The sequence below is a fragment of the Georgenia faecalis genome (assembly GCF_003710105.1).
Classification (GTDB): Bacteria; Actinomycetota; Actinomycetes; order Actinomycetales; family Actinomycetaceae; genus Georgenia_A; species Georgenia_A faecalis.
The window spans coordinates 2,847,057-2,864,670 of sequence record NZ_CP033325.1; the positions used below are offsets into that span (position 1 = coordinate 2,847,057).

The following is a 17,614-nucleotide window of genomic DNA, read 5'->3' on the forward strand; positions in this document are numbered from 1 at the left end:
GCATCATGGCAGAGGCGCGACCCGCACGCCGCGGTTCGCGAGCTGTTCTTCGCCGCCGTCCGCCGCGGTGAGCACCCACACGCCGCCGTCGGTGAGAGCGACGGTGTGCTCGGCGTGGGCCGCACGGGAGCCGTCCGTGGTGACGACGGTCCACTCGTCGGCGAGCACCCGGGTGTGCCGCTCGCCCCGGGTGATCATCGGCTCGACGGCGAGGCACAGGCCCGGGCGCAGCTTGAGGCCGCGCTCACCCGTGCGGTAGTTGAGGACGTCCGGCGGCTGGTGCATGGCGGTGCCGATCCCGTGGCCGACGTACTCCTCGACGATGGCGTGCCGCACGCCGTGCTCCCGCTCGCAGCGCTCCACGGCCTCCTCGACGGCGTCGCCCACCACGCCGAGGCGCTCCCCCGTGGCCAGCGCCGCGACCGCGTCCCACAACGCCTCCTCGGTGACCTGCGCCAGCAGCTGGTCGCCGGGGTCCGCGGGGTCGAGCACCACCGTGAAGGCGGCGTCCCCGTGCCAGCCGTCGACGACGGCGCCGCAGTCGAAGGAGACGACGTCGCCCGGCGCCAGGGTGCGGGCCCCGGGGATGCCGTGGACCACCTCGTCGTTGACGGAGATGCACACGTGCGCGGGGTAGCCGTGGTAGCCGAGGAAGTTCGACCGGGCCCCCGCGCGGCGCAGGACCTCGGCGGCGACGCCGTCGAGGTCGGCGGTGGTGACCCCGACCGCGACGGCGGCGCGCAGGGCCGCGTGGATGTCGGCGACGACGAGGCCCGCGCGGCGCATGGCGCGGATCTGGTCGGCCGTCTTGTACTCGACGCGCTCACGTCCGAACATGCGACTCTCCCTCGGTCGTGGGGCGGCGGAGGCCGCCGGTCCTCAGACGAGCAGGGGCTGCAGGGCCCCGACGATCCGCTCGGTGACCTCGTCGACCTCGCCGATCCCGTCGACCTGCACGAGCAGGTCCCGCTCGGCGTACAGGCTGGTCAGCGGCTCCGTCTGCTCGCGGTAGACCTCGAGCCGGCGCCGGATGACGACGTCGGTGTCGTCGGCACGGCCCTGCTCCCGGGCGCGCCCGAGGAGGCGGGCGATGACGACGTCGGCGGCCGCGGTGATCTCCACGACGGCGTCGAGGCGCCGTCCCTGCTCGTCGAGCATCGCGTCGAGCTCACGGACCTGCTCGGCCGTGCGGGGGTAGCCGTCGAGGAGGAACCCCTGCTCGGTGTCCGGCTCCGCGAGCCGCGCGCGCACCATCGCGTTGGTCACCTCGTCGGGCACGTACTCCCCCGCGTCCATGTACCGCTGCGCCCGGCGGCCGAGCTCGGTCGCGTCGGCGACGTTCGCGCGGAAGATGTCACCCGTGGAGATGGCCGGGACGCCCAGGCAGTCGCTGAGGCGCGCGGCCTGGGTGCCCTTGCCGGCTCCGGGGGGGCCGAGGAGGACGAGACGTGCGGTCATCGGAGGAAGCCTTCGTAGTGACGCTGCTGCAGCTGGGAGTCGATCTCCTTGACGGTCTGCAGACCGACACCGACGACGATGAGGATCGAGGTGCCACCCAGCGCGTAGCTCGTCGTGTCCGCCAGCCCGAGGGCCGCGAAGACGATGACCGGGATGAGGGCCACGCCGGCGAGGTAGAGCGCACCGGCCGAGGTGATCCGGGAGATGACGTACTGCAGGTACTCCGCCGTGGGGCGCCCGGCGCGGATGCCGGGGATGAAGCCGCCGTAGCGCTTCATGTTGTCCGCGACGTCGTCGGGGTTGAACGTGATCGACGTGTAGAAGTACGCGAAGAAGATGATGAGGAGCGTGTAGACCGCCATGTACAGCGGCGCGCTCGGGGAGACGAGGTTGACGCTGATCCACTGCACCCACGGCGAGGTGATGTCGCCGAACTGGGCGAACAGCCCCGGTAGTGCGAGCAGCGAGGACGCGAAGATCACCGGGATGACGCCGGCCATGTTGATCTTGATGGGGATGTAGGTGCTCGACCCCCCGTACATCCGCCGGCCCACCATCCGCTTGGCGTACTGGACGGGGATGCGGCGCTGGGACTGCTCGACGAGGACGACGAGCAGCGTGACGAGGAGGAGGAGCGCGATGATCACCGTGAAGTTCGCGATGCCGTTGTCGCCGCCGGCGACGGACCACAGGGCGGCCGGGAAGCCGGAGGCGATCGACGTGAAGATGAGCAGCGACATGCCGTTGCCGACGCCGCGCTCGGTGATGAGCTCGCCGAGCCACATGACGAGGCCGGTACCGGCCGTCATGGTGACGATCATGAGGACGATCGTCATGACCGAGTCCTCGGGGATGAGCGGCACGTTGCACCCGGGGAACAGGTTGCCCGAGCGCGCCATGGTGATGACGGTCGTCGACTGCAGGACCGCGAGGCCGATCGTCAGGTAGCGCGTGTACTGCGTGAGCTTCGACTGTCCGGCCTGCCCCTCCTTCTGGAGGGCCTCGAAACGGGGGATGACCACCCGGAGGAGCTGGACGATGATGCTCGCCGTGATGTACGGCATGATGCCGAGCGCGAAGATCGACAGCTGGAGCAGGGCTCCGCCGCTGAAGAGGTTGACCAGGCCGATGAGGTCGTTGCTGCCGCCAGCCTGGGCCACGCACTGCTGGACGTTGGGGTAGGACACCCCCGGCGTCGGGATGAAGGACCCCAGGCGGAAGACCGCCATGATCCCCAGCGTGAAGAGCAGCTTGCGCCGCAGGTCCGGCGTACGGAACGCCCGGGCGAATGCGCTGAGCAATCTTCCTCCTGCTACCTCGTGCCAACCGCCGGCAAGCCGGGGGCCGCTGGTCGTCGTCGGCCGGAGTGAACCCTACCGGGTCGCGGCGGCCTGCCGGTGCGGTGCTCGTGCCCGTCCGCCGCGCGGACGGGCACAGACGCGAACGCGGGCGGCCCGGGAACCGGACCACCCGCGGGCGCTCATGTCACGGCTGGGCGAGCGAGCCGCCTGCAGCCTCGATCTTCTGCTGGGCCGAACCGGACCAGGCGTCGACCTGGACGTCGACCTTCACGCTGATCTCTCCCGTGCCGAGCACCTTGACGGGCCGGCCGGAACGCACCGCACCCTTGGCCACGAGGTCGGCGACCGTCACGGTGCCGCCCTCGGGGAAGAGCGCGCCGAGCCGGTCCAGGTTGACGACCTGGTACTCGGTGCGGAAGGGGTTGGTGAACCCGCGGAGCTTGGGCAGCCGCATGTGCAGCGGCATCTGCCCACCCTCGAAGGCGCCGGGAACCTGGTACCGGGCCTTGGTGCCCTTGGTGCCACGACCCGCCGTCTTACCCTTGGAGCCCTCACCGCGGCCGACGCGGGTCTTCGCGGTCCGCGAGCCGGGCGCGGGACGCAGGTGGTGGACCTTGAGGGTCCGCGGGGCCTGCGTGCCCTCGGTGTTATCGGTGTCAGCCATGCTCACTCGACCTCCTCGACGGTGACGAGGTGCGCCACCGTGGTGATCATGCCGCGGACCTCGGGACGGTCCTCACGCACGACGGAACCGCCGATGCGCTTGAGGCCGAGCGTCCGCAGGGTCTCACGCTGGTTGTGCGTGCCGCCGATGGCGGACTTGGTCTGGGTGACCTTGAGCTGTGCCATCACGCACCCACCTTCTGGGCCGAGCCGCCGCCGGCGGCCTCCTCGCGTGCCTTCGCCTCGCCCGCCGCGCGGTTGCGCAGCATGGTCGCCGGGGCGACCCGCTCGAGCGGGAGCCCACGACGAGCCGCGACGGCCTCCGGCTCCTCGAGCCCGCGGAGCGCCGCAACCGTGGCGTGCACGATGTTGATGGCGTTCTCGGACCCGAGCGACTTCGAGAGGATGTCGTGGATGCCGGCGCAGTCGAGGACGGCGCGCACCGGTCCACCGGCGATGACGCCGGTACCGGGGGACGCGGGGCGCAGGAACACCACGCCTGCCGCGGCCTCGCCGGTCACCGCGTGCGGGATCGTCTTCTGGATCATCGGGACGCGGAAGAAGTTCTTCTTGGCCTCCTCGGTCCCCTTGGCGATCGCCGCGGGCACCTCCTTGGCCTTGCCGTAGCCGACGCCCACCGTCCCGTTGCCGTCACCGACGACGACGAGCGCGGTGAAGCTGAAGCGGCGTCCGCCCTTGACGACCTTGGAGACGCGGTTGATCGTCACGACGCGCTCGATGTAGGCGCTCTTCTCCTCGGCGCCCCGGCGACCATCGTTACGACGACCGCCGCGCTCACCCGATCCACTGTTCCCGGCGTTGCCGGTACCGGAACCGGAGCCGGTCCTGCTTCGCTGCGGTGCAGCCATCAGATGTTCCTTTGCTCTCGTACGTAAACGCTGGTCACAGGGTCAGACCACCCTCGCGGGCGCCGTCGGCGACCGCCGCGACCCGTCCGTGGTACTTGTTGCCGCCGCGGTCGAACACCGCGAGCTCGATGCCGGCAGCCTTGGCCCGCTCGGCCACGAGCTCGCCGACGACGCGCGCCTTGTCCACCTTGGAGCCGTCGTTCGCCCGCAGGTCGGCCTCGAGGGTCGAGGCCGAGGCCAGGGTGCGCCCGCTCGTGTCGTCCACGAGCTGGGCGACCATGTGCCGCGAGGAACGGGTGACGACCAGGCGGGGACGCAGGGCCGTGCCGCTGACCTTCTTGCGCACGCGCAGGTGACGGCGCGCCCGCTGAACCGACTTGCCCTTGCCCTTGATCGAGATAGCCATGGTCACTTACCAGCCTTTCCGACCTTGCGGCGGACCTGCTCGCCGGCGTAACGCACGCCCTTGCCCTTGTACGGCTCGGGCTTGCGGAGCTTGCGGATGTTTGCCGCGACCTCACCGACGAGCTGCTTGTCGATCCCGGAGACCGTGAGCTTCGTGGGGGTCTCGACAGTCAGCGTGATGCCCTCGGGCGGGCTGACGGAGACGGGGTGGGAGAAGCCGAGCGCGAGCTCGACATCCGAGCCCTTGGCCGCGGCGCGGTAACCCGTGCCGACGATCTCGAGCTTCTTCTCGTAGCCCTGCGTCACACCAGTGACGAGGTTCGCGAGCAGGGTGCGGGTCAGACCGTGGAGCGAGCGCGAGACGCGCTCGTCGTCGGGGCGTGCCACGACGAGCTCGCCCTCGTCACCTCGGGTGACTGTGATGGGCGCGGCCACGGTGTGGCTCAGGGTTCCCTTGGGGCCCTTGACCGTCACCACGGCGCCGTCGATCGTGACGTCGACGCCAGCGGGGACCGGGACGGGGACCTTACCGATACGGGACATGGTCTACTCCTCTCGTTTCCCGGTCACCAGACGTAGGCGAGAACTTCTCCGCCTACGCCCTTGCTCTTCGCCTCGCGGTCCGTCAGGAGGCCGGAGGAGGTGGACAGGATGGCCACCCCGAGGCCGCCGAGAACCTTGGGCAGGTTGGTGGACTTCGCGTACACGCGCAGTCCCGGCTTCGACACGCGGCGCACGCCGGCGAGCGAACGCTCGCGGTGCGGACCGAACTTCAGGTTCAGCGTGAGGTACTTGCCCACGGGGGCGTCCTCGACGGTCCAGCCGCTGATGTAGCCCTCGGTCGTGAGGATCTCGGCGATGTTCGCCTTGAGCTTCGAGTACGGCATGGTCACCGTCTCGTGGTACGCCGAGTTGGCGTTGCGCAGACGCGTGAGCATGTCTGCGATGGGGTCGGTCATTGTCATCGGGCCTCGGCCCTTCCTCGTCGCGGTTTCCTCAACTCAGGGACCTGCGACGTAGTCGTTTACCAGCTGGACTTGGTCACACCGGGGAGCTGACCCGCGAGGGCCATCTCCCGCAGGCAGATCCGGCAGAGCCCGAACTTGCGGTACACCGAGTGCGGGCGCCCGCACCGCTGGCAGCGCGTGTAGGCGCGCACGCCGAACTTCGGCTTGCGGTTCGCCTTCTGGATGAGCGCAGTCTTCGCCACGTCAGTTCTCCTTGAAAGGGAAGCCCAGGCGCTTGAGCAGCGAGCGCCCCTCTTCGTCGGTGGTGGCCGTGGTGACGACCGTGATGTCCATGCCCCGGACCCGGTCGATGTTGTCCTGGTTGATCTCGTGGAACATCGACTGCTCGTTGAGGCCGAAGGTGTAGTTCCCGTGGCCGTCGAACTGCTTGGGCGAGAGGCCGCGGAAGTCGCGGATACGCGGCAGCGCGAGGGAGAGGACCCGGTCGAGGAACTCCCACATGCGGTCCCCGCGCAGCGTCACGTGCGCGCCGATCGGCTGACCCTCACGGAGCTTGAACTGCGCGATGGACTTGCGGGCCTTGGTGACGACGGGGCGCTGGCCCGTGATCGTCATGAGGTCGCGCACGGCGCCCTCGATGAGCTTGGAGTCGCGCGCGGCGTCCCCCACACCCATGTTGACGACGATCTTCGTCAGGCCGGCGACCTGGTTGACGTTGGCGTGGCCGAACTCCTCGCGCAGCCCCGTGAGGATCTCCTCGCGGTAACGCTGCTTGAGTCGGGGAGCCGGCGCCTGGGTGGCGGTGTTCTCGCTCATGCTCAGATGTCCTTACCGGAGCGCTTGGCGACGCGGACCCGCACGGTGCGGCTCCGGCCGTCGCGCTCAACCGTCTCGGTGCGCATTCCCACCCGGGTGCCCTTCTTGGTCCCGGGGTCGACCACCATCACGTTGCTCACGTGGATGGGGGCCTCGACGGTCTCGATGCCGCCGGTCTTGGCGCCACGGCCCGACTGGCCCACCTTGGTGTGCTTCTTGACGCGCTGGACGCCCTCGACGATGAGGCGGTCGCGGTCGGTGTCGACCTCGAGGACACGCCCCTGCTGGCCCTTGTCACGGCCTGCGATGACGACGACGAGGTCGCCCTTCTTGATCCTTGCCACGTCAGAGCACCTCCGGTGCCAGAGAGACGATCCGCATGAACCGCTTGTCACGCAGCTCCCGGCCCACGGGGCCGAAGATGCGCGTGCCACGGGGCTCGCCGTCGCCCTTGAGGATGACAGCGGCGTTCTCGTCGAATCGGATGTACGAGCCGTCGGGCCGACGGCGTTCCTTGGCGGTGCGCACGACGACCGCCTTGACGACATCCCCCTTCTTGACGTTGCCGCCGGGGATCGCGTCCTTGACGGTGGCGACGATGACGTCACCGATGCCCGCATAGCGCCGGCCGGAGCCGCCGAGCACGCGGATGCAAAGGATCTCCTTCGCACCGGTGTTGTCGGCGACCTTGAGCCGCGACTCCTGCTGGATCATTCGTTTACTCCTGTCGTCGTGCTGGTTCTCGCACCTGGCGCGAGCCTGGCCGAACGGATGGTGGGGTGGACTACTTGGCCTTCTCGAGGACCTCGACGACGCGCCAGTTCTTCGTGGCGCTCAGCGGCCGCGTCTCCATGATGAGCACGAGGTCGCCCACGCCGGCCGTGTTGGCCTCGTCGTGCGCCTTGACCTTGGCCGTGCGCCGGATGACCTTGCCGTAGAGCGCGTGCTTGACGCGGTCCTCGACCTCGACCACCACGGTCTTGTCCATCTTGTCGCTGACGACGTACCCGCGACGCGTCTTGCGGTCGTTGCGGTCCGCCGTCGTGCTTGCGCTGTTCTCGCTCACTGTGGCTGCCTCGTTCACTTCTCGCTGCTGGGAGCGGTACGGATGCCGAGCTCACGCTCGCGGACGATCGTGTAGATCCTGGCGATGTCGCGGCGCACGGCCTTGAGTCGCCCGTGGTCCTCGAGCTGGCCGGTGGCGGAGGAGAAGCGCAGCTTGAAGAGCTCCTCCTTCGCCTTGCTCAGCTCCTCGGCCAGGCGCTCGTCATCCATCTCGTCCAGGTCGTAGGGAGACAGACCCTTCGATCCGATGGCCATCAGCCCTCACCTCCCTCACGGCTCACAAAGCGGGTCTTCATCGGGAGCTTGTGCTGGGCGCGGGAGAGCGCCTCGCGGGCGAGCTCCTCCGGGACACCTGCGAGCTCGAACATGATGCGTCCGGGCTTGACGTTCGCGATCCACCACTCCGGCGAACCCTTACCGGAACCCATGCGGGTCTCGGCAGGCTTCTTCGTCAGCGGGCGGTCCGGGTAGATGTTGATCCAGACCTTTCCGCCACGCTTGATGTGGCGGGTCATCGCGATACGCGCCGCCTCGATCTGGCGGTTGGTCACGTACGCCGGCTCGAGGGCCTGGATACCGAAGTCGCCGAAGGCGATCGTCGTGCCGCCCTTGGCGGCGCCGGTGCGCCGCGGGTGGTGCTGCTTGCGGAACTTGGTCCGCCGGGGGATGAGCATGACTCAGGCCTCCGTTCCGGTGGCGGGCGAGGCCGCGGGGGCGGCGTCGCCGGTGGTGCGGGGGGCGCGCTCGTCGGGACGACGCCCGCGGGGGCGCTCAGCGCCGCGGCCACGGGGGGCGCGGGAGCCGGCGTCCGCCTGCTCGCGGGCGTACTCCTTCTCCGTCACGTCACCCTTGTAGATCCAGACCTTGACGCCGATGCGGCCGAAGGTGGTCCGGGCCTCGAAGAAGCCGTAGTCGATGTTCGCGCGGAGCGTGTGCAGGGGCACGCGGCCCTCGCGGTAGAACTCCGAGCGCGACATCTCCGCACCGCCGAGGCGGCCCGCGCACTGTACGCGGATGCCCTTGGCGCCGGCGCGCTGGGCGGACTGCATGCCCTTGCGCATGGCGCGGCGGAAGGAGACGCGGCTGGCGAGCTGCTCCGCGATGCCCTGGGCGACGAGCTGCGCGTCCATCTCGGGGTTCTTCACCTCGAGGATGTTGAGCTGCACCTGCTTGCCCGTGAGCTTCTCGAGCTCCCCGCGCAGGCGGTCGGCCTCCGCGCCACGGCGCCCGATGACGATGCCCGGGCGGGCCGTGTGCAGGTCGACGCGCACGCGGTCGCGGGTGCGCTCGATCTCCACCTTGGAGATGCCGGCGCGCTCGAGGCCGGAGGCCATGAGCTTACGGATGGCGACGTCCTCACGGACGTAGTCCCGGTAGCGCTGACCCACCTTGGTGCTGTCGGCGAACCACCGCGAACGGTGGTCGGTGGTGATTCCGAGCCGGAACCCGGTCGGGTTGACCTTCTGACCCACTAGCGGGTCCTCCCCTTCGTCCCAGCGGCGGCCGGCGCCGCGCCGTCCTTGGTGTCCTCGCCCACGACGACCGTGATGTGGCTCGTGCGCTTGAGGATGCGGTTCGCCCGGCCCTGGGCACGGGGACGCATCCGCTTGAGGGTCGGGCCCTCGTCGACGTACGCCTCACGCACGACGAGTGCGCTGGCGTTGAACGCCTCGCCGGCCTGGTCCGCCTTCACACGTGCGTTCGCGATCGCGGACTCCACGACCTTCCGCACGGTCTCGGCCGCCGCCTGCGGGGCGAACCGCAGCACGGTCACAGCCTCCTCAGCACGCTTGCCGCGGATGACATCCACGACGCGCCGCGCCTTGAGGGGCGTGACGCGGACGTATCGCGCCTGCGCCTTGGCTTCCATCGGATCCTGCCTTACTTGTCGAAGTGCTCGGTGGGTGTGCTCGCTGGGGACCGCCGTCTCAGCGACGACGGGCCTTGCGGTCGTCCTTGTCGTGCCCGCGGTAGGTGCGGGTCGGGGCGAACTCGCCCAGCTTGTGTCCGACCATCGACTCGGTGACGAAGACCGGGACGTGCTTGCGCCCGTCGTGGACGGCGAACGTGTGGCCCAGGAAGTCGGGCGTGATGACCGACCGGCGGGACCACGTCTTGATGACGTTCTTCGAGCCGGTCTCGTTGGCGGCGTCCACCTTCTTGAGCAGGTGGCCGTCGACGAACGGGCCCTTCTTCAGACTGCGAGGCATCTCGTCGCTCTCCTACTCTCAGCGCTTCTTGCCGGTGCGCCGACGGCGCACGATGAGCTTGTCGCTCGGCTTGTTCGGACGACGGGTCCGGCCCTCGGGCTGGCCCCACGGGCTGACCGGGTGACGACCACCGGACGTCTTGCCCTCGCCACCACCGTGCGGGTGGTCGACAGGGTTCATCGCGACACCGCGGACCGTCGGGCGCTTGCCCTTCCAGCGCATGCGGCCGGCCTTGCCCCAGTTGATGTTCGACTGCTCGGCGTTGCCGACCTCGCCGATGGAGGCGCGGCAGCGGGCGTCGACGTTGCGGATCTCGCCGGAGGGCATGCGCAGCTGCGCGAAACGCCCCTCCTTCGCGACGAGCTGCACCGACACACCGGCCGAGCGGGCGATCTTCGCGCCGCCACCGGGCTTGAGCTCGATGGCGTGGATGACCGTACCCACGGGGATGTTCTTCAGCGGGAGGTTGTTGCCGGGCTTGATGTCCGCGCCCGGGCCGTTCTCGATGACGGCCCCCTGCGCGAGCTTGTTCGGCGCCAGGATGTAGCGCTTCTCGCCGTCGGCGTAGTGCAGGAGCGCGATGCGCGCCGTGCGGTTCGGGTCGTACTCGATGTGCGCGACCTTCGCCGGCACGCCGTCCTTGTCATGACGACGGAAGTCGATGACGCGGTAGGCGCGCTTGTGCCCGCCACCCTTGTGCCGGGTGGTGATCCGGCCGGTGCTGTTGCGACCGCCGCTCTTGGTGAGCGGGCGGACGAGCGACTTCTCCGGCTCGGAGCGCGTGATCTCGACGAAGTCGGCGACGCTCGAACCACGACGGCCCGGCGTAGTCGGCTTGTACTTACGGATTCCCATAGGTATCGATCCTCAATCTGCTCCAGCGAGCGGCGGTCAGCCGGCCACTTCGCCAAAGATGTCGATGGTTCCCTCGCGCAGCGTGACGATCGCGCGCTTGGTGTCCTTGCGCTTGCCGATGCCGAACCGGGTCCGGCGGACCTTGCCCGGGCGGTTCGCGGTGTTCACCGAGGAGACCTTGACGTCGAAGATCGACTCGATGGCGGTCTTGATCTCGGTCTTGTTCGAGCGCGGGTCGACGAGGAACGTGTACTTGCCCTCGTCGATCAGGCTGTAGCTCTTCTCCGAGACGACCGGCGCGATGATGATCTCGCGCGGGTTCTTGTTGTGCTCGAGGCTCACTTGCCCTCCTCCTCGACCTGCTCGTCGGCCACCTGGTCGGCGGCCTTGGTGCCGAGGAAGGTCTCCAGGGCGCCCGCGGTGAACACGACGTCGTCGTTGACGAGGACGTCGTAGGTGTTGAGCTGGTCGACCCAGAGCATGTGCACGCGCGTGGCGTTGCGCAGGCTCTTGATGGTGAGCTCGTCACCGCGCTCGACGACGACGAGCACCCGGCGGGTCTCGACGATGTTGGCCAGCGCGGCGAGAGCGGTCGACGTCGAGGGGGTCTCCCCCGTGACGAGGCTGCTGACGACGTGCACGCGGCCGGCGCGGGCCCGGTCCGAGAGGGCCCCGCGCAGGGCGGCGGCCTTCATCTTCTTGGGGGTGCGCTGGGTGTAGTCGCGCGGCGTCGGGCCGTGGACCACGCCACCGCCGGTGAACTGCGGCGCGCGGATCGAGCCCTGACGGGCGCGGCCCGTGCCCTTCTGGCGGTAAGGCTTGATGCCACCGCCGCGGACCTCGCCGCGGGACTTCGTCGACGCGGTGCCCTGACGCGCAGCGGCGAGCTGGGCGACGACGACCTGGTGGATGAGCGGGACGTTCGTGACGACGTCGAACACCTCGGCGGGAAGGTCGGCGCTGCCGGCCTTCTTGCCCTCGGCGTCGAGCACGTCGACGGTCTGGGTGGTAGCCATGCGGCTCAGGCCCCCTTCACGGCGGTACGGACCACGACGACGCCGCCCTTCGGGCCGGGGATCGCGCCCGTGACGAGCAGCAGACCCTTCCCGGCGTCGACGGCGTGGATCGTGAGGTTCTGGGTGGTCTGGCGCTCGTGGCCCATGCGGCCGGCCATCCGCAGGCCGCGGAACACGCGGCCCGGCGTGGAGGCGCCACCGATGGAGCCGGGCTTGCGGTGGTTGCGGTGCGCACCGTGGGAGGCACCGACACCGTGGAACCCGTGCCGCTTCATGACACCCGCGGTGCCCTTGCCCTTGGTCGTGCCGATGACGTCGACCTTGGTGCCGGCCTCGAAGAGGTCGACGCCGAGCTCGGTGCCCGGGGTCACGTCGTCAGTCACATCGGTGCGGATCTCCGCGACGAACCGGCGCGGCGTCACGCCCGCCTTGGCGAAGTGGCCCTTGAGGGGCTGCGTCACCTTGCGCGGGTCGATCTCGCCGAACGCGAGCTGGACGGCGCTGTAGCCGTCGGTGTCCGGGGTGCGCACCTGCGTCACGACGTTGGTGCCCACGTGGACGACCGTCACCGGGACCATGCGGCCGGCGTCGTCCCAGACCTGGGTCATGCCGAGCTTGGTACCGAGCAGCGCCTTGGGCGCGCCAGCAGCCTGCTGGGAAAGGGATGTCATTGCAGCAGTCCTCAGAGCTTGATCTCGATGTTGACGTCAGCCGGCAGGTCGAGGCGCATGAGCGAGTCGACCGCCTTCGGCGTCGGGTCGATGATGTCGATGAGCCGCTTGTGCGTGCGCATCTCGAAGTGCTCGCGGCTGTCCTTGTACTTGTGCGGCGAACGAATGACGACGAAGACGTTCTTCTCCGTCGGCAGCGGCACCGGACCCACGACCGTCGCACCAGCGCGGGTCACCGTGTCGACGATCTTGCGCGCCGAGCTGTCGATGACCTCGTGGTCGTAGGACTTGAGCCGGATGCGGATCTTCTGTCCCGCCATGGCGTCGTCTAACCTCTCTCGAACCGCTACCTAATACCGACCCCCGCACTCGGGCGTGTCGCGCTTTGCGGACATACCCGACCACGTGCGCTCTTCAGCGCGGGGCCGATGTTGTGCTTCACGAGCCTGGGCGCGGGCCCGACTCAGCAGTCATGACGTCCTGGGGGCATGCCCCAGGCAACCGGTACAGTCTGCCAGAGCGACCGGCCTCTTGGCCAATCGGCCCGTCGGCAGCGCATCTGCAGAACCTTCCCGGGCGCAGGGCACCCGGCCGGTCCGCCGGGCGTGGGCCCGGCTCTACCGACTCTATCAGGTCTGTCCCGCAGCTCCGTCCCCGGCCCCCACGGGCCCGCGGTGATTCTCACCACGCGGGCCGTTCGGCGCCTGCGCGTAGCCCCGACCGCCGGCGCCGGCGCGCGCCGCTCCCCCGCCGACGGGGGACGGAGACCCACGTGGTGGGCGGGCGGCTGGCACGACGCAGGCCTCGGGCACGATATACGACGCCGGCGGCGTCCCGGGCACGACGAAGCGCCCGGCCGACGCGGCCCGGGCACGGCAAAGGGCCCGGCGGCCGAAGCCGCCGGGCCCTTCACCGGTCCTGCGTGACGGGCGGTGCCCGCCGTGCCGGGGTCACCCCCGGCGGGTCATCACTTGATGATCTTGGTGACCCGGCCCGAGCCGACGGTCCGGCCACCCTCACGGATGGCGAAGCCGAGGCCCTCCTCCATGGCGATCGGCTGGATCAGCGCGACCGTCATCTCGGTGTTGTCGCCGGGCATGACCATCTCGGTGCCCTCGGGCAGCGTGATGACGCCGGTGACGTCGGTGGTGCGGAAGTAGAACTGCGGACGGTAGTTCGAGTAGAACGGGTTGTGACGCCCGCCCTCGTCCTTGGCGAGGATGTAGACCTGCGCCTCGAAGTCCGTGTGGGGCGTGATCGAGCCGGGCTTGCAGACGACCTGCCCGCGCTCGACGTCCTCACGCTTGGTGCCGCGGAGCAGCAGACCGACGTTCTCGCCGGCGTCAGCGGTGTCGAGAAGCTTGCGGAACATCTCGATGCCGGTGACGGTGGTCTTCTGGTTCGTCTCCTTGATGCCGACGATCTCGACCTCCTCGTTGACCTTGAGGACGCCGCGCTCGACGCGACCGGTGACGACCGTGCCACGACCGGTGATCGTGAAGACGTCCTCGATCGGCATGAGGAACGGCTTGTCGGTGTCGCGGACCGGCTCCGGGACGTAGTTGTCCACCGCGTCCATGAGGTCGGAGACCGACTGGACCCACTGCGGGTCGCCCTCGAGCGCCTTGAGCGCCGAGACGCGGACCACGGGGGCGTCGTCGCCGGGGAAGCCCTGCGCGCTGAGCAGCTCACGGACCTCCATCTCGACGAGCTCGAGGATCTCCTCGTCGTCGACCATGTCGGACTTGTTGAGCGCGACGAGCAGGTACGGCACGCCGACCTGGCGGGCGAGCAGGACGTGCTCACGCGTCTGGGCCATGGGGCCGTCGGTCGCCGCGACCACGAGGATCGCGCCGTCCATCTGGGCCGCACCGGTGATCATGTTCTTGATGTAGTCGGCGTGACCGGGGGCGTCGACGTGCGCGTAGTGGCGCTTCTCCGTCTGGTACTCGACGTGGGAGACGTTGATCGTGATACCGCGCTGACGCTCCTCGGGAGCGTTGTCGACCTTGTCGAACGGCGTGAACGTGTTCAGGTCCGGGTACTTGTCGGCCAGCACCTTGGTGATGGCAGCCGTCAGCGTCGTCTTACCGTGGTCGACGTGACCGATGGTGCCGATGTTGACGTGCGGCTTGGTCCGCTCGAACTTGGCCTTCGCCACTGGTGTCCTCCTGGGACTCGGGTAGTTGTCTGCTCACCATTCGCAGGTGCTCGTGCGCCTGCGGGGCTTGCGGTCCTACGGGTCGGTTATCTGGGGTCGTGCTGGTCGACCTGTGGGACTCACTCGCCCCGGGTCTTCTTGATGATCTCCTCGGCGACGTTCCGAGGAACCTCGGCGTAGCTGTCGAACTGCATCGAGTACACGGCGCGACCCTGGGTCTTGGACCGCAGGTCACCCACGTACCCGAACATCTCGGACAGCGGCACCAGGGCGCGGACGACCTTGACGCCGCTCGCGTCCTCCATCGACTGGATCATGCCACGACGGGAGTTGAGGTCGCCGATCACGTCACCCATGTACTCCTCGGGGGTGCGCACCTCGACGTCCATGACCGGCTCGAGGAGCACGGGGTCCGCCTTGCGCACACCCTCCTTGAGCACCATGGAGCCGGCGATCTTGAAGGCCATCTCCGAGGAGTCGACCTCGTGGTACGCGCCGTCGAGCAGGCTCGCCTTGATGCCGACGAGCGGGTAACCCGCGAGGACACCGTTCTGCATGGCGTCCTGGATGCCGGCGTCGACGCTGGGGATGTACTCGCGCGGGACGCGGCCACCGGTGACCTTGTTCTCGAACTCGTACAGCGCACCCTCGGAGGTGTCGAGCGGCTCGAAGGTCACGAGGACCTTGGCGAACTGCCCGGAGCCACCGGTCTGCTTCTTGTGCGTGTAGTCGACCTTCTCCGCCTTGCGGCGGATGGTCTCGCGGTAGGCGACCTGCGGCTTGCCGACGTTCGCCTCGACGCGGAACTCGCGGCGCATGCGGTCGACGAGGATGTCGAGGTGGAGCTCGCCCATGCCGCCGAGGACGGTCTGGCCGGTCTCCTCGTCCAGCCGGACGGAGAACGTGGGGTCCTCCTCGGCCAGCTTCTGGATGGCCGTGCTCAGCTTCTCCTGGTCGCCCTTGGTCTTGGGCTCGACCGCGACGTGGATGACGGGCTCGGGGAAGGTCATCGACTCGAGGACGATCGGCGCGTCCTGCGCGCAGAGCGTGTCACCGGTGGTGACGTCCTTGAGGCCGATGAAGGCGTAGATGTGGCCGGCGTGCGCCTCGTCGACCGGGTTCTCCTTGTTGGAGTGCATCTGGAAGAGCTTGCCGATGCGCTCCTTCTTGCCCTTCGTGGAGTTGAGCACCTGGGCGCCCTGGCTCACGCGGCCGGAGTACACCCGGACGTAGGTGAGCTTGCCGAAGAAGGGGTGCGTGGCGACCTTGAACGCCAGCGCCGAGAACGGCTCGGTCTCCGCGGGCTTGCGGACGAGGATCTTCTCCTCGTCGCCGGGCGCGTGGCCCTCGACCGGGGGGACGTCGAGCGGGGACGGCAGGTAGTCGATGACCGCGTCGAGGACGGGCTGGACACCCTTGTTCTTGAAGGCGCTGCCGCAGAACACGGGGTAGCCCTGGCCGGTGACGGTGAGCGCACGGACGCCCGCCTTGAGGTCCTCGGGGGTGAGCTCCTCACCGCTGAGGTACTTCTCCATCAGCTCCTCGTTGGCGTCCGCGACCTGCTCGGAGAGCTTGGCGCGGTACTCCGCCACCTTCTCGACGAGGTCGGCCGGGACCTCCTCGACCGCGTAGTCCTCGCCCTTCTGGACGTCACCGCGCCAGGTGAGCGCGCGGCCGTACAGGACGTCGACGACGCCGATGAAGTCGGACTCGGAGCCGATCGGGATCTGCATGACGAGCGGGGTCGCCTTGAGGCGGTCCTCGATCGTCTTGACGGTGAAGTAGAAGTCCGCGCCGAGCTTGTCCATCTTGTTGACGAAGCAGATGCGCGGGACGTTGTACTTGTCCGCCTGGCGCCACACGGTCTCCGACTGGGGCTCGACGCCCTCCTTGCCGTCGAAGACGGCCACGGCACCGTCGAGCACGCGGAGCGAGCGCTCCACCTCGACCGTGAAGTCGACGTGCCCGGGGGTGTCGATGATGTTGATCTGGTTGTCGTGCCAGAAGCAGGTCGTCGCGGCGGACGTGATCGTGATGCCGCGCTCCTGCTCCTGCTCCATCCAGTCCATCGTCGAGGCGCCGTCGTGCGTCTCGCCGATCTTGTAGTTGATGCCGGTGTAGAACAGGATCCGCTCGGTCGTCGTCGTCTTACCGGCGTCGATGTGCGCCATGATGCCGATGTTGCGGACCTTGGTCAGGTCGGTCAGCACGTCAAGTGCCACGGGAGAACTCTCTTCGTCGGTTCGATCGAGTGAAGCGCGGGGTGCGATGACCGGCGGCCGCGAGGCCGGCGATTACCAGCGGTAGTGCGCGAAGGCCTTGTTCGACTCGGCCATCTTGTGGGTGTCCTCGCGACGCTTGACCGCGGCACCGAGGCCGTTCGAGGCGTCGAGGATCTCGTTCATGAGGCGCTCGGTCATCGTCTTCTCACGGCGCGAGCGCGAGTAGTCGACGAGCCAGCGCAGGGCCAGCGTCGTCTGGCGCGTCGCGCGCACCTCGACGGGCACCTGGTAGGTCGCGCCACCGACGCGACGCGAGCGGACCTCGAGCGACGGGCGGACGTTGTCCAGCGCGCGCTTGAGGACGACGGCGGGGTCGCCGCTGGTCTTGTCCCGCACGCCCTCGAGGGCGCCGTAGACGATGCGCTCGGCGGTCGACTTCTTCCCGTCGACGAGCACACGGTTGACGAGCTGGGTGACGATCGGCGAGCCGTAGACCGGGTCGACGACGAGCGGCCGCTTCGGAGCGGGTCCCTTGCGAGGCATTACTTCTTCTCCTTCTTCGCGCCGTAGCGGCTGCGAGCCTGCTGGCGGCCGCGCACACCCTGGGTGTCGAGCGCGCCACGGACGATCTTGTACCGCACACCGGGCAGGTCCTTCACACGACCGCCGCGGACGAGCACGATGGAGTGCTCCTGCAGGTTGTGGCCGACACCGGGGATGTAGGCGGTGACCTCGATGCCACTGGACAGGCGCACGCGCGCGACCTTGCGCAGAGCCGAGTTCGGCTTCTTCGGGGTCGTCGTGTAGACGCGGGTGCAAACCCCGCGCCGCTGCGGGCTGCCCTTGAGGGCCGGCGTCTTGGACTTGGAAGCCTTGACGCTGCGGCCCTTGCGGACCAGCTGCTGAATCGTGGGCACTACGTCTCCGTCTCGAA

The 17,614-nt window shown here is 69.0% G+C and carries 28 protein-coding genes; all 28 read right to left on the reverse strand.

Annotated features, from left to right (window positions below; translation table 11 throughout):
• Positions 1–3 precede the first annotated feature (3 nt).
• Positions 4–837, reverse strand: coding sequence for a type I methionyl aminopeptidase (map, locus tag EBO36_RS12445; protein ID WP_122824905.1), 834 nt, complete (start codon positions 835–837; stop codon positions 4–6).
• A gap of 42 nt (positions 838–879) precedes the next feature.
• Positions 880–1,458 (reverse strand): adenylate kinase, encoded by a 579-nt coding sequence (locus tag EBO36_RS12450; RefSeq protein WP_122824906.1) that lies wholly within the window; start codon positions 1,456–1,458, stop codon positions 880–882.
• Complete coding sequence (secY, locus tag EBO36_RS12455; protein ID WP_122824907.1) at positions 1,455–2,759, reverse strand: preprotein translocase subunit SecY; 1,305 nt, start codon at positions 2,757–2,759, stop codon at positions 1,455–1,457. The genes EBO36_RS12450 and secY overlap by 4 nt, the downstream gene beginning before the upstream one ends.
• Before the next feature lie 184 nt (positions 2,760–2,943).
• Positions 2,944–3,423: a 50S ribosomal protein L15 gene (gene rplO / locus EBO36_RS12460; RefSeq protein ID WP_122824908.1), complete on the reverse strand. Its 480-nt coding sequence runs from the start codon at positions 3,421–3,423 to the stop codon at positions 2,944–2,946.
• Between the two features lie 2 nt (positions 3,424–3,425).
• Positions 3,426–3,608, reverse strand: a complete 183-nt coding sequence (gene rpmD / locus EBO36_RS12465; protein ID WP_122824909.1) for a 50S ribosomal protein L30 — start codon at positions 3,606–3,608, stop codon at positions 3,426–3,428.
• Positions 3,608–4,291, reverse strand: a complete 684-nt coding sequence (gene rpsE, locus EBO36_RS12470; protein WP_122824910.1) for a 30S ribosomal protein S5 — start codon at positions 4,289–4,291, stop codon at positions 3,608–3,610. Before rpsE ends, rpmD begins: the two co-directional genes overlap by 1 nt.
• Before the next feature lie 34 nt (positions 4,292–4,325).
• Positions 4,326–4,697 (reverse strand): 50S ribosomal protein L18, encoded by a 372-nt coding sequence (gene rplR, locus EBO36_RS12475; RefSeq protein ID WP_122824911.1) that lies wholly within the window; start codon positions 4,695–4,697, stop codon positions 4,326–4,328.
• A 2-nt stretch (positions 4,698–4,699) separates the two neighbouring features.
• A complete protein-coding gene (rplF, locus tag EBO36_RS12480) occupies positions 4,700–5,239 on the reverse strand; it encodes a 50S ribosomal protein L6 (RefSeq protein ID WP_122824912.1) in 540 nt (179 codons plus the stop codon).
• 23 nt (positions 5,240–5,262) lie between these two features.
• Positions 5,263–5,661, reverse strand: coding sequence for a 30S ribosomal protein S8 (gene rpsH / locus EBO36_RS12485; protein ID WP_122824913.1), 399 nt, complete (start codon positions 5,659–5,661; stop codon positions 5,263–5,265).
• Between the two features lie 59 nt (positions 5,662–5,720).
• Positions 5,721–5,906 carry a type Z 30S ribosomal protein S14 gene (locus tag EBO36_RS12490; RefSeq protein WP_122824914.1) on the reverse strand — a complete coding sequence of 62 codons (186 nt, stop codon included), beginning with the start codon at positions 5,904–5,906 and terminating at the stop codon, positions 5,721–5,723.
• A gap of 1 nt (position 5,907) precedes the next feature.
• Positions 5,908–6,480 (reverse strand): 50S ribosomal protein L5, encoded by a 573-nt coding sequence (gene rplE, locus EBO36_RS12495; protein WP_122824915.1) that lies wholly within the window; start codon positions 6,478–6,480, stop codon positions 5,908–5,910.
• 2 nt (positions 6,481–6,482) lie between these two features.
• Positions 6,483–6,824 carry a 50S ribosomal protein L24 gene (gene rplX, locus EBO36_RS12500; protein WP_122824916.1) on the reverse strand — a complete coding sequence of 114 codons (342 nt, stop codon included), beginning with the start codon at positions 6,822–6,824 and terminating at the stop codon, positions 6,483–6,485.
• Between the two features lies 1 nt (position 6,825).
• Positions 6,826–7,194, reverse strand: coding sequence for a 50S ribosomal protein L14 (gene rplN, locus EBO36_RS12505; protein ID WP_122824917.1), 369 nt, complete (start codon positions 7,192–7,194; stop codon positions 6,826–6,828).
• 70 nt (positions 7,195–7,264) lie between these two features.
• On the reverse strand, positions 7,265–7,564 hold the full coding sequence (rpsQ, locus tag EBO36_RS12510) for a 30S ribosomal protein S17 (protein ID WP_122824918.1): 300 nt from the start codon (positions 7,562–7,564) through the stop codon (positions 7,265–7,267).
• Positions 7,561–7,800, reverse strand: coding sequence for a 50S ribosomal protein L29 (gene rpmC / locus EBO36_RS12515; RefSeq protein WP_122824919.1), 240 nt, complete (start codon positions 7,798–7,800; stop codon positions 7,561–7,563). Before rpmC ends, rpsQ begins: the two co-directional genes overlap by 4 nt.
• A complete protein-coding gene (gene rplP / locus EBO36_RS12520) occupies positions 7,800–8,219 on the reverse strand; it encodes a 50S ribosomal protein L16 (RefSeq protein ID WP_122824920.1) in 420 nt (139 codons plus the stop codon). Before rplP ends, rpmC begins: the two co-directional genes overlap by 1 nt.
• A 3-nt stretch (positions 8,220–8,222) precedes the next feature.
• Positions 8,223–9,017 (reverse strand): 30S ribosomal protein S3, encoded by a 795-nt coding sequence (gene rpsC / locus EBO36_RS12525; protein ID WP_122824921.1) that lies wholly within the window; start codon positions 9,015–9,017, stop codon positions 8,223–8,225.
• Positions 9,017–9,415, reverse strand: a complete 399-nt coding sequence (gene rplV, locus EBO36_RS12530) for a 50S ribosomal protein L22 (RefSeq protein ID WP_122824922.1) — start codon at positions 9,413–9,415, stop codon at positions 9,017–9,019. Before rplV ends, rpsC begins: the two co-directional genes overlap by 1 nt.
• Before the next feature lie 58 nt (positions 9,416–9,473).
• On the reverse strand, positions 9,474–9,755 hold the full coding sequence (gene rpsS / locus EBO36_RS12535) for a 30S ribosomal protein S19 (RefSeq protein WP_122824923.1): 282 nt from the start codon (positions 9,753–9,755) through the stop codon (positions 9,474–9,476).
• Positions 9,756–9,773: 18 nt separating this feature from the next.
• Entirely contained in the window at positions 9,774–10,610 is an 837-nt protein-coding gene (gene rplB, locus EBO36_RS12540) for a 50S ribosomal protein L2 (protein WP_122824924.1), read from the reverse strand.
• A 36-nt stretch (positions 10,611–10,646) separates the two neighbouring features.
• Positions 10,647–10,952 (reverse strand): 50S ribosomal protein L23, encoded by a 306-nt coding sequence (gene rplW, locus EBO36_RS12545; RefSeq protein ID WP_122824925.1) that lies wholly within the window; start codon positions 10,950–10,952, stop codon positions 10,647–10,649.
• Positions 10,949–11,626 (reverse strand): 50S ribosomal protein L4, encoded by a 678-nt coding sequence (gene rplD, locus EBO36_RS12550; protein WP_122824926.1) that lies wholly within the window; start codon positions 11,624–11,626, stop codon positions 10,949–10,951. The genes rplW and rplD overlap by 4 nt, the downstream gene beginning before the upstream one ends.
• A gap of 5 nt (positions 11,627–11,631) precedes the next feature.
• The gene (gene rplC / locus EBO36_RS12555; RefSeq protein WP_122824927.1) at positions 11,632–12,297 is read right to left on the reverse strand and encodes a 50S ribosomal protein L3; all 666 of its coding nucleotides are present in this window, start codon (positions 12,295–12,297) and stop codon (positions 11,632–11,634) included.
• 11 nt (positions 12,298–12,308) lie between these two features.
• Entirely contained in the window at positions 12,309–12,617 is a 309-nt protein-coding gene (gene rpsJ / locus EBO36_RS12560) for a 30S ribosomal protein S10 (RefSeq protein ID WP_019146773.1), read from the reverse strand.
• 647 nt (positions 12,618–13,264) lie between these two features.
• Positions 13,265–14,458, reverse strand: coding sequence for an elongation factor Tu (gene tuf, locus EBO36_RS12565; RefSeq protein WP_122824928.1), 1,194 nt, complete (start codon positions 14,456–14,458; stop codon positions 13,265–13,267).
• A 119-nt stretch (positions 14,459–14,577) separates the two neighbouring features.
• On the reverse strand, positions 14,578–16,680 hold the full coding sequence (gene fusA, locus EBO36_RS12570) for an elongation factor G (RefSeq protein ID WP_122824929.1): 2,103 nt from the start codon (positions 16,678–16,680) through the stop codon (positions 14,578–14,580).
• 72 nt (positions 16,681–16,752) lie between these two features.
• Positions 16,753–17,223 (reverse strand): 30S ribosomal protein S7, encoded by a 471-nt coding sequence (rpsG, locus tag EBO36_RS12575; RefSeq protein WP_122824930.1) that lies wholly within the window; start codon positions 17,221–17,223, stop codon positions 16,753–16,755.
• The gene (gene rpsL / locus EBO36_RS12580; RefSeq protein WP_122824931.1) at positions 17,223–17,597 is read right to left on the reverse strand and encodes a 30S ribosomal protein S12; all 375 of its coding nucleotides are present in this window, start codon (positions 17,595–17,597) and stop codon (positions 17,223–17,225) included. Before rpsL ends, rpsG begins: the two co-directional genes overlap by 1 nt.
• Positions 17,598–17,614: the final 17 nt, after the last annotated feature.